This is a genomic window from Terracoccus sp. 273MFTsu3.1, from assembly GCF_000383675.1.
Lineage (GTDB): Bacteria > Actinomycetota > Actinomycetes > Actinomycetales > Dermatophilaceae > Terrabacter.
On sequence record NZ_KB911820.1, the window covers coordinates 1,118,610 to 1,129,462 of the forward strand.

At 70.8% G+C, this 10,853-nt stretch carries 10 protein-coding genes; 9 read left to right on the forward strand and 1 reads right to left on the reverse strand.

What is annotated here, in order from left to right:
• Positions 1-196: 196 nt before the first annotated feature.
• The 9 genes from H283_RS0105560 to H283_RS0105600 are packed head-to-tail and all read left to right on the forward strand — an operon-like array spanning position 197 to position 9,180.
• Positions 197-1,825: an ABC transporter substrate-binding protein gene (locus H283_RS0105560; RefSeq protein WP_020142527.1), complete on the forward strand. Its 1,629-nt coding sequence runs from the start codon at positions 197-199 to the stop codon at positions 1,823-1,825.
• A gap of 28 nt (positions 1,826-1,853) precedes the next feature.
• The gene (locus H283_RS0105565; protein ID WP_020142528.1) at positions 1,854-2,786 is read left to right on the forward strand and encodes an ABC transporter permease; all 933 of its coding nucleotides are present in this window, start codon (positions 1,854-1,856) and stop codon (positions 2,784-2,786) included.
• Entirely contained in the window at positions 2,783-3,736 is a 954-nt protein-coding gene (locus H283_RS0105570) for an ABC transporter permease (protein WP_020142529.1), read from the forward strand. Before H283_RS0105565 ends, H283_RS0105570 begins: the two co-directional genes overlap by 4 nt.
• Positions 3,733-4,572, forward strand: coding sequence for an ABC transporter ATP-binding protein (locus H283_RS24145; RefSeq protein WP_020142530.1), 840 nt, complete (start codon positions 3,733-3,735; stop codon positions 4,570-4,572). The genes H283_RS0105570 and H283_RS24145 overlap by 4 nt, the downstream gene beginning before the upstream one ends.
• The gene (locus H283_RS24150; protein ID WP_020142531.1) at positions 4,565-5,413 is read left to right on the forward strand and encodes an ATP-binding cassette domain-containing protein; all 849 of its coding nucleotides are present in this window, start codon (positions 4,565-4,567) and stop codon (positions 5,411-5,413) included. Before H283_RS24145 ends, H283_RS24150 begins: the two co-directional genes overlap by 8 nt.
• Positions 5,410-6,402, forward strand: a complete 993-nt coding sequence (locus H283_RS0105585) for an aldo/keto reductase (protein ID WP_020142532.1) — start codon at positions 5,410-5,412, stop codon at positions 6,400-6,402. The genes H283_RS24150 and H283_RS0105585 overlap by 4 nt, the downstream gene beginning before the upstream one ends.
• Positions 6,399-7,202, forward strand: coding sequence for an HpcH/HpaI aldolase/citrate lyase family protein (locus tag H283_RS0105590; protein WP_231372220.1), 804 nt, complete (start codon positions 6,399-6,401; stop codon positions 7,200-7,202). Before H283_RS0105585 ends, H283_RS0105590 begins: the two co-directional genes overlap by 4 nt.
• Positions 7,199-8,440, forward strand: a complete 1,242-nt coding sequence (locus H283_RS0105595) for an exo-alpha-sialidase (RefSeq protein ID WP_020142534.1) — start codon at positions 7,199-7,201, stop codon at positions 8,438-8,440. The genes H283_RS0105590 and H283_RS0105595 overlap by 4 nt, the downstream gene beginning before the upstream one ends.
• Positions 8,437-9,180, forward strand: a complete 744-nt coding sequence (locus H283_RS0105600) for an SDR family NAD(P)-dependent oxidoreductase (protein WP_020142535.1) — start codon at positions 8,437-8,439, stop codon at positions 9,178-9,180. Before H283_RS0105595 ends, H283_RS0105600 begins: the two co-directional genes overlap by 4 nt.
• Positions 9,181-9,396: 216 nt before the next feature.
• Here the strand turns inward: H283_RS0105600 and H283_RS0105605 are convergent, their stop codons facing one another.
• Positions 9,397-10,590, reverse strand: a complete 1,194-nt coding sequence (locus H283_RS0105605) for a thiolase family protein (RefSeq protein WP_020142536.1) — start codon at positions 10,588-10,590, stop codon at positions 9,397-9,399.
• Positions 10,591-10,853: the final 263 nt, after the last annotated feature.

Below are 10,853 nucleotides of genomic sequence, written 5' to 3' on the forward strand. Positions count from 1 at the left end.
TTGGCGACCCTGCCGGTGGGGGCGAAGGGTGCCGCGGTGCTCTCCGAGAGCGCACTGGACGGCATACGACCAACCGTCCCTTCACAAAAAACGCTACAGGTATTGCGCGAATCGCGCAATGGTGCGAAGGTGGTTCAACCCGAGGGGCGCAGCGTGCGCCGCCGACGGGGAGGCCACCGCTCAACGAGGAGTCCCGATGCCCCAGCAGCCCGCTCTGCTTCCCACGTCTGACCAGCCGACGCGGGAGGTCTCGCGTCGCTCGATCCTCAAGCTCGCCTCGCTGGCCGGCGCCGGAGCGCTCTTCGCTCCCGCACTCGCCGCCTGCGCCGGGCCCAAGTCCGCCACCACCGCGAGCACTGCCGGGGCAGGGGCTGCGGGGGGCACACTGAGCATCGTGCTCAACCGCAACCTGGTCAGCCTCGACAACAAGCTGAACCAGTACGACGCGGCCGTCACCGTGCAGCGTGCCGTCCGCGAGGCCCTGACGAAGATCGGCGACAAGCTGACCCCGGAGCTCGTCCTGGCAGAGTCGTTCGAGCAGACCAAGCCCACCGAGTGGACGGTCAAGCTGCGCAGCGACATCCACTACTCCGACAAGTCGAAGGTCACGGTCGAGGACGTCGAGACCGCGCTCAAGCTCTACTTCGAGGTCAAGGCGGGCTACGTCGCCTCGCAGTTCCCCGAGCAGCCCACCTTCACCAAGGTCGACGACACGACCTTCACCCTGACGACCAAGAGCCCGGTCGTCTCGCTCAACTCGCTGATGTCCAACATCCTCATCACCCCGGCCAAGGACAACAAGGCCGAGGAGCTCGGCACCGGCCTCGGCACCGGACCGTTCACCATCGCGAGCGCCGACTCCGGCACGGGCACCTACCGCCTCGTGCGCAACGACAACTACTGGGGCACGCCGGCCAAGCTCGAGACGGTCAACGTCAGCTACCAGGAGGAGGAGGGTGCGCGTGTCATCGCCATCACCTCCGGCCAGACGGATGTCATCGACACCATCACGCCCGAGTCCGCGACGTCGCTCAAGACGAACTCCGACATCGACGTCATCGAGACGCCGGGCACGCGCCTGATCCACCTCTTCTACAACTTCCGCAAGCCGGCAGGCAGCCCGCTCGCCAACCCGAAGGTGCGCGAGGCGCTCACCTACGCCGTCGACCACGAGTCGCTCATCAAGGCGCTCATGAACGGCCAGGTCACCTCGGCCGAGGGTGTCGTCCCGACGACCCTCGCGGGCTTCGCCAAGACGGGCGACTACACCTACGACCCCGCCAAGGCCAAGCAGATGCTCGCCGACAACGGCGCCTCCGGGCTCAAGGTGCGGATCATCTGGGAGGACTCCGAGTTCGCCGGTGCCTCGCGCGTGCTCGAGGCCATCTCGCAGATGTTCGCGGCCGTCGGTGTCACCGCCGAGCTGAAGATGATCCCCAAGGGTGGCGAGATCAACGCCTGGCGTCGCGGCGAGGCCGGTGACTGGGACATCCTCGCCAACGGCTACGGCAACCAGACCGGGCTCGCCCTGACCAACCTGCAGGGCCAGTACGGCGGCACGGCGGAGAAGGAGAAGACGCGCGACACCTACCACGGCTTCGTCGTCCCCGAGATCACCGCGCTGCTCGACCAGGCCGCCGCCGAGTCCGACGAGGCCAAGCGCAACGACCTGCTCAAGCAGGCCCAGGAGAAGATCTGGGCGCAGTGGCCGGCCGTGTGGGCCTGGACGCCCAACAACGTCCTCGCCAAGCGCAAGCGCGTCCAGAACCTCAACCTCCGGGCGACGAACTCCTACGACCTCGCCGCCGTGACCGTCTCCGGCTGATCCCAGCCGACCAGACCAAGGTGATCCCATGCTCACGTACGTCCTCAAACGAGTCGGCCAGACGGTCCTGACGGCCTTCCTGGCCGTGGCGACCGTGTTCGTCCTGCTCCGCATGGCCCCGGGCGACCCCGCGGCCAACTATGCGCCGCCGAACCCCAGCTCGGAACAGCTCGAGGCGATCCGCCAGCAGTTCGGGCTCGACCAGCCGATCCCCGTGCAGTTCTGGACGTTCCTGCAGCACCTGTTCCAGGGTGACGTCGGCACGTCGTTCTTCTTCAAGCGCCCCGCGCTCGACGTCGTCCTGGAACGCCTGCCCTACACGATCACCCTCGCGGTCGCGGCGATCGTCGTCACGTCGGTCGTCGCGATCCCGCTGGGGGTGTGGATGGCGCGCCGCAACAACACGGCTCCCGAGCTGGGGGCCAACATCGGCACCATCGCCGGTCAGTCGATGCCGGACTTCTGGATCGGCTTCGTGCTGCTCATCCTCTTCGCGGTGAACCTCCACTGGTTCGCACCGTCGGGGTTCGACTCGGCCACCTCGATCATCCTGCCGACGCTCACGATCGCGATCCTCCAGATCGCGCTCATCTCCCGGCTCGTGCGCCGGGAGATGGTCGTCAACCTCGCGTCGCCCTACCTCACCGTCGCCCGGTCCCGCGGCGTCTCCGAGCGGGCGCTGACCTGGCGATACGCCTTCGCCAACGCCGCCCTGCCGGTCGTGACCGCGCTGGGCACCCGCTTCGCGGCGATGCTCAACGGCGTCGTCATCGTGGAGGTCGTCTTCAACTGGCCGGGCGTCGGCGAGCTCGTCGTCAACGCGCTCAAGCAGCGCGACTTCCCGCTCATCCAGGCGACCGTCCTCGTCACCGTGCTGCTGGCACTCGCCGTGCAGCTGCTCGTGGACCTGCTCTACCCGCTCATGGACCCGCGGGTCCGACTCGGAGAGGCCAGCTCATGACCACCTCGACGAACCTGCCCGGCCACCCGCAGGTGCCGAACCTCGCCGAGGTCCCCGGCTCCATCCTCGGCCGCGACTCCGCCGTGACGAAGGTGCTGCTGCGCCGGTCGGCGGCGGCACGCCGGGCCCGCTACAGCACCGTGAAGATCTGGGTCGGGGCGGTCTGCGCCGGCGTCGTCGTCATCCCCGTGGTCCTGGCCAACGTCCTCCCGCTGCCCGACCCGATCGTCGGCCGGCTCAGCGAGTCGTCGCTGCCACCGTTCAGCGCGGGTCACCTGCTCGGCACCGACCCCAACGGCCGCGACCTGCTGTCGCGCATCCTCCACGGCGGCCAGACGTCCCTCGTGATCGGCTTCCTCGCGATCTTCGTCTCGGGCCTCTTCGGCATCGTCGCCGGAGCCGCTGCCGGCTACTTCGGCGGCTGGGTCGACACGATCATCTCGCGACTGCTCGAGGCGCAGATGGCACTGCCGCTGCTGCTCATGCTGCTCCTCGTCGTCGCGCTCTTCGGCCCGTCGATCCCCGTCATCACGCTCGTCATCGCCTTCGCCCAGTGGCCCGAGCCGGCGCGCATCACCCGCGCGCTCGTGCTCGTCGAGCGGGAGAAGCCGTACGTCGCGGCCGCACGGGTGCTCGGACTGCCCAAGCTGTCGATCCTCAGCCGGCACGTCGTCCCCAACATCCTCCAGCAGGTGCTCGTCGTCGTGCTCCTGCTGCTCGCCCAGGCCGTCCTCCTCGAGAGCGCGCTGTCGTTCCTCGGGGCGGGCGTCCAGCGGCCCTACCCCACGTGGGGCGGCATCATCTCCGACGGACGCGAGCTCTTCGTCACGGGCAAGCCCTGGCTCGTCACCGTGCCCGGCGTGGCCATCGCGCTCCTCGTCGTCGGCGTCAACCTCGTGGGCGACGGCCTGCGCGACCGGGTGCGACGCGCGAAGGGAGACCAGACATGAGAGTCCTCGAGGTCACGGACCTGCAGGTCGAGCTGCTGACCGGGACGAGCGTCGTGCGCGCCGTCGACGGCGTCAGCTTCCACATCGACCAGGGCGAGACGGTGACGATCATCGGCGAGTCCGGATCGGGCAAGTCGACCACGGCGATGGCGATCCTGCGCCTGCTGCCCGACGACCTCGCGGTCATCTCGGGGGAGGCCCGCATCGGTGGCCAGGACGTCACAGGCAGCCGGAAGGTCATCGACAAGCTCCGCGGCCGGGCCGTGGCGCTCATCCCGCAGGACCCCATGACGGCCCTCAACCCGATCCGCACCATCGGTCGGCAGATGACCGAGGCCGTCCGCATCAAGTATCCCGACCTCGGCCGGGCCGAGGCGAAGGCGCGGGCCCTGTCGCTCATGGAGCAGGTGCACATCCGCAACCCCGCCAAGCAGTTCGACGCCTACCCGCACCAGCTCTCGGGCGGCATGCTCCAGCGCGTCCTCATCGCGATGGCGGTCTCGACCGACGCCGACCTCATCGTCGCCGATGAGCCGACGAGCGCGCTCGACGTCACGGTGCAGGCAGGCATCCTCGACCTGCTCCTCGAGCTGCAGGAGCAGACGGGCATCGCGCTGCTGCTCATCACGCACGACCTCGGCGTGGCGAGGCTCATGAGCGACCGTGTCCACGTCATGAAGGCGGGCGCCTTCGTCGAGGGCGGCCCGGTCACCGACGTCGTCGACCACCCCCAGCACCCCTACACCCAGAAGCTGCTCGGAGCGATCCCCGAGCTCGGCCCCTGGGTTGACCCGGGCGCCAGCGAGCCGCTCGTGAAGGAGGCCAGCCATGGCTGAGGACCTGCTCACCGTCAGCAACCTCGTCGTCGAGTACGGCACCGGCAAGGACGTCTTCCGCGCCGTCGACGACGTGTCGTTCAGCGTCCCGCGCGGCGGCACCCTCGCCATCGTGGGGGAGTCCGGCTGCGGCAAGTCGACGATCGCCAAGGCGCTCGTCCGGCTGCTGACGCCGACCGCCGGTGTCATCGACCTCGACGGCACCGACCTCGCCCGACTCTCCGAGAAGCAGCTGCGCCCGATCCGCCACCGCGTCCAGATGGTCTTCCAGGACCCGTACGGTTCGCTCGACCCGCACCTGACCGCCCAGGAGATCGTCGCGGAGCCGATCAGGGTGCGCGGGGAGAAGTCACGCAAGGCCCAGCGCGACAAGGCGGCCGCGCTCATCGAGCGGGTCGGGCTGCCGCGCACGGCCCTCGAGCGCAAGCCCCCGGAGTTCTCCGGCGGGCAGCGCCAGCGCATCGGCATCGCCCGGGCGCTCGCGTCCGGTCCGGAGCTGCTCGTGTGCGACGAGGCGACGAGTGCGCTCGACGTCTCCGTCCAGGCGCAGGTCCTCGAGCTGCTCGCCGACATCCAGGCCGAGACGGGCCTCACCTATCTCTTCATCTCGCACAACCTCGGCGTCGTCCGCGCCATCTCGCAGGACACGGTCGTCATGCGCGCCGGCCGGATCGTCGAGAGCGGGCGCACCGACGACCTCCTCTCGCGCCCGCAGGAGGAGTACACCCAGCGCCTGCGCCGCTCCGCGCTCGAGCCGGGCCTCATGACCGGCATCAAGCCGCGTCACCTCATCCGCCACATCGCCGCCTCCCGAACGGCCGAGACCGAGAAGGCCTCATGACCACCGCAGCTCTCCCGACCACCGACCTGCCGGGTCTCGAGCGACCGCTCTCGCGGCTCGTCCTCGGGACGATGACGTTCGGCGACACCGTCGACGTCGACACTGCACGCACCATGGTCGACACCGCGCTCGACGCGGGCATCACCTCGATCGACACCGCCAACGGGTATGCCGCCGGGCGCAGCGAGGAGATGCTCGCCGAGATCCTCGCCGGGCGGCGTGACGCCGCGACGATCGCCACCAAGGCCGGCATCTACCCCGCTGACGCAGGCGACGCCCCGCTCCTGTCGGCCGCCGGTCTGCGCTCCTCGCTCGAGGCGAGCCTTCGCCGGCTGCAGACCGACCACGTCGACGTCTACTACCTCCACCAGCCCGATCGTTCGGTCCCGATCGACGAGACCGTCGCTGCCCTCGGGGAGTTCGTCAAGGAGGGCACGGTCCGCGCCATCGGCGTCTCGAACTTCTCGGCCTGGCAGATCGGCGACGTCTTCGCGGCGTGCGATGCGCTCGGCACGCCCCGGCCGATCCTCGCGCAGCAGCTCTACAACCTCGTGGCGCGGCGCATCGAGGCGGAGTACTCCGAGTTCGCCACCACGAAGGGGCTCGCGACCATCGTCTACAACCCGCTCGGCGGCGGCCTGCTCACGGGGCGCCACTCCTTCACCGAGTCGCCGGGTGAAGGGCGTTTCGGCTCGTCGGCGCTCGCGTCGATGTACAAGGACCGCTACTGGAACGCCGAGACGTTCGCGGTCATCGAGGCCCTCGGCGCCATCGCGTCCGAGGCCGGCATCACCCTCCCCGAGCTGTCGCTGCGCTGGCTGCTGAGCAAGCCGGTCGTGTCGTCGGTGCTGCTCGGGGGATCCAAACCACACCAGTTGGAGGCCAACATCACTGCTGCACAAGCCGGTCCGCTCCCCGACGACGTCGTCGCCGCGTGCGACGAGGCAGGCCTGGCGATCGCCGGGTCCATGCCGGGGTACAACCGATGAGCGGCGGAGGCACGGCCATGGAGCGCAGCCGTGAGCGGGTGCTCGACTACGCCCGGCGAGTCCGGGCGCGAGAGACGATCCTCGGCTACTGGGTCATCATCGACTCGCCGGTGTCGACCGAGCGGCTCGCTCGGCTCGGCTACGACTACGTCTGCTTCGACGCCCAGCACGGCCTGCTCGACTACAAGGGCATCCTGTCGGGCATGCAGGCCATCGACGCCGGCGGCGAGTCCGTCGGGATGGTGCGCGTCGGCGCGAACGACCCGTTCCTCATCGGCCAGGCTCTGGACGCCGGCGCCGCCGGCGTCATCGTGCCGCTCGTCAACAACGCCGAGGACGCCGCTCGCGCCGTGTCGTTCGCGAAGTACGGCCCGGAGGGTGTCCGCTCCTACGGCCCGATGCGCTCGCAGCTGCGGATCGGCCCCAACCCGGCAGACGCCAACGCGGCAACCGTGGTGCTCGCGATGATCGAGACGCCCCAGGGCCTCGAGAACGTCGAGGCCATCGCCGCGACGCCGGGGATCGACGGGCTCTACATCGGCCCCTCCGACCTGCGCCTCGCCGTCGGCGGCGCGACCTCGACCGACCCCGCTGTCGACGACGTCTTCGAGTCAGCGGTCGACCGGATCCTCAACGCTGCCAAGGATGCCGGCATCGCCGCAGGCTTCCACACGCCGAGCGGTGAGGTCGCCGCCAAGCGCCTCGGTCAGGGCTTCACCCTCGCCACCGTCAGCTCCGACCTCATCCACCTCGAGCAGGCCGCGACGGCCCACCTCAAGGCGGCGCGGGGCGAGTCGTGAGCGTCGCCGGGGCGTCCGCCGAGGTGCTCCCGACCGACGGCGTGCTGCGCCCGCGCGACGGGGGCGGCCACACGGCATACCTCCCCACCCCGACGGTGCAGTGCCACGCGGCCAACCTCGCATGGCTGCCGAACGGCGATCTCGCGTGCGTGTGGTTCGGCGGCACCCAGGAGGGCGTCAGCGACATCACCGCCTACCTGAGTCGTATGCCGTCCGGCGCGGACACGTGGCTCCCCCCGGTGCCGCTGAGCGACGACCCGACGCGGTCGGAGCAGAACCCGGTCCTCTTCACCGCCCCCGACGGTGACGTCTGGCTGCTCTACACGGCCCAGCTCGCCGGCAACCAGGACACGTCGGAGGTACGCCGCCGCGTGTCGCGCGACGGCGGGGACACGTGGGAGGAGCCGACGGTGCTGCTTCCGGCGACCGAGGCCGGTGGGGTCTTCGTGCGCCAGCCGCCCGTCGTGACCGCCGGCGGCCGCATCCTGCTGCCTGTCTTCAACTGCGTCACCGTCCCCGGCGAGAAGTGGGTCGGCAACGAGGACACGTCGAGCGTGTGGTGGAGCGACGACGGCGGCGACTCCTGGACCGAGGCGCCGGTGCCGGGCTCGCTCGGCTGCGTGCACATGAACGTCATAGTGCGACAGGACAATTCGCTCTGGGCCTGCTTCCGGAGCCGCTGGGCCGACCACGTCTGGGAGACGACGTCGACCGACGACGGCCTGACGTGGGCCGAGCCGACCCCGACCGCGCTGCCCAACAACAACTCCTCGATCCAGGCTGTCACCACGGGGGACGGCGAGGTCGCCCTCGTCTTCAACCGGAGCTCCGCGCTCGACGCCACCGAACGCCGCGTGTCCCTCTACGACGAGATCGACGACGATGGCGTCGTCGACGGTCTCGAGGGTCCGGTCGTCGCGGAACCGTCGCCCGAGTCGGCCGAGGCTGCGGGTCGACGGACGGCGTTCTGGGGTGCGCCGCGGGCGCCCATGACGCTGGGCCTGAGTCCCGACGACGGGCGCAGCTGGCCCGTGCAGGTGGACCTCGAGACCGGCGACGGCTACTGCATGTCGAACAACTCACGCGACGGGCTCAACCGCGAGCTGTCCTACCCCTCGGTGCTGCCCGGCCCGGACGGCGACCTGCACGTCGCCTACACCTACCACCGGCGCGCCATCAAGCACGTGCACCTGACCGCCGACGTCGTCGACCGCCTCCGCCGGAGCCCATCCCGGTGACAGCGCCGACGCGGCCCGAGCCGGCCCCCACCCCACCTGACGAGCGCACGACACGCACCGCGGTCGTCACGGGGACCAGCTCGGGCATCGGTCTCGCCATCGCCCACGACCTCGTCGGTGCCGGGTGGCACGTCCTCGGGCTCAGCCGCTCGCGCGGTGCGCTGTCGGACGCCGCCACGTGGGTGCCGTGCGACCTGGCCGACGTGATCTCGACCGACGAGGCCGTGCGCGCGGTGCGCGGGACCGCCACCGGCGGCGTGGACGCCATCGTCCACGCCGCCGGTGTGCAGTACTCAGCCGGCGTCGGCAACCTGCGGCCGGAGCAGGGTGAGCGGATGTGGGCCGTGCACGTGCGCGGCGCCGAGCTCGTCGTGGGCGGCCTCGCCGGCGTGCTCTCCGACGGGGGCCGCGTCGTCCTCGTCGGCAGCCGCACCATGACGGGGGTGCCCGGCAAGAGCCAGTACGCCGCGACGAAGGCCGCGCTCGCCGCGATGGCCCGCGCGTGGGCGGCGGAGCTGGCCCCACGACGGATCACCGTCAACGTCGTCGCGCCCGGACCGACACGGACGGCGATGCTCGACGATCCCAACCGCGCGTCGGTGCCACCCGTCGTGCCGCCCCTCGGCAGGCTCGTCGAGCCGTCGGAGGTCGCCGCCCTGACCCGCTTCCTGCTCGAGCCGACCGGCGCGATGGTGACCGGTCAGACCATCGTCATGTGCGGTGGTGCGTCCCTGCCGTGAGCCGCGCCCGGCGCGCCGGGCGACCGTGCGCGGTCTGCGCGCGTGTGCGCGTTCCCTGCAGGGGTGGGCGTTCCCCGCAGGGGTGCGCGATGCGACCCGCACCCGGGAGTTGGGCGCGCACTCCTGGTGCGCGGCCGCACTCGCGTGGAGGCGGGTGGCGCCGCCGAGCGTATGCCGCGTGGCTGGGCCGCGCCGGAGGCTCGGGCGGGCGAGGGCTCAGGCGGTGACGTTCTCGAGGACGACGGCGAGTCCCTGACCGACGCCGATGCAGATGCACGCGACGCCCCACCGACCTCCGGAGCGCTGCAGGTCGCGCGCGAGCGTGCCGAGGATGCGGCCGCCCGAGGCACCGAGGGGGTGGCCGATGGCGATGGCCCCGCCGTGCCGGTTGACGATGTCGGGGTCGATGTCCCACGCGTCGACGCAGGCGAGCGACTGCGCGGCGAAGGCCTCGTTGAGCTCGACCGCCGACACGTCGGACCACGTGATGCCCGCACGGGAGAGGGCACGCTCGGCGGCCTCGACCGGCGCGAAGCCGAAGTACTGCGGGTCGAGCGCGCTGGCGCCGCGACCGGCGATGCGAGCGATCGGGGCGAGCCCGAGGCGCTCCTGCGCGCCGGCGCTCCCGAGCAGCACCGCGGAGGCGCCGTCGTTGAGCGGTGACGCGTTGCCGGCGGTGACGGTGCCGTCCTCCCGGCGGAACGAGGTGCGCAGGCCGGCGAGGCGCTCGGCCGTCGTGTCCGCGCGGATCGACTCGTCGCGGGCGAGCTCGACACCGGGGACCGGCACGACGAGATCGTCGTAGAAGCCCTCGGTCCACGCTGCGTCCGCGAGTCGGTGCGACCGAGCGGCGAACTCGTCCTGGCGCTCACGGGTCACGCCGTGCCGCTCACGCAGCTGCTCGGTGGCCTCACCGAGCGACACCGTCCACTGCGACGGCATCCTCGGGTTGACGAGACGCCAGCCGAGCGTCGTCGACGAGAGCTCGAGATTGCCCACGGGATAGGGCTTCTCGGTCTTCGGCATGACCCACGGGGCTCGCGTCATGGACTCGACGCCGCCGACTAGCACGACGTCGGCGTCACCCGTCTCGATCTGCCGAGATGCGATGTTCGCCGCGTCGAGGCTCGAACCGCAGAGGCGGTTGACCGTCGTGCCCGGGATGCTCGTCGGCAGACCCGCGAGCAGGGTCGCCATGCGCGCGACGTTGCGGTTCTCCTCGCCGGCGCCGTTGGCGTTGCCGAAGACGACCTCCTCGACGAGCCCCGCGTCGGCGGTGAGGCCGGGGGACCGGTCGACGACCGCGCGCACGACGAGCGCCCCGAGGTCGTCGGGCCGGCTCGCGGCGAGGGCGCCCCCGAAGCGGCCGAACGGGGTGCGGACGGCGTCGTAGACGAACGCGTCGTTCACGGTCGTGACTTCCTGTCGGGGCTGACGGCACACAGCAGGCGCACGCCTGACGTATGCCGTGGCGTCACGCTCGTGGGCCTGTACGGGTTCGGTTGATGGTTGACGGTTGTGTGTCGGTTGATCCTTGACACTCGTTGTTGGTGTTCATTCTGCTCTGGTCTTGGTCAGGGCACCTCCCAGGGGTCGCTTGTTGCGGACGGATCCGGTGCTCTCGCGTCGCACGGTGCGGAGCAGTTCGTTGCCGATCCAGAACTGCAGGATCT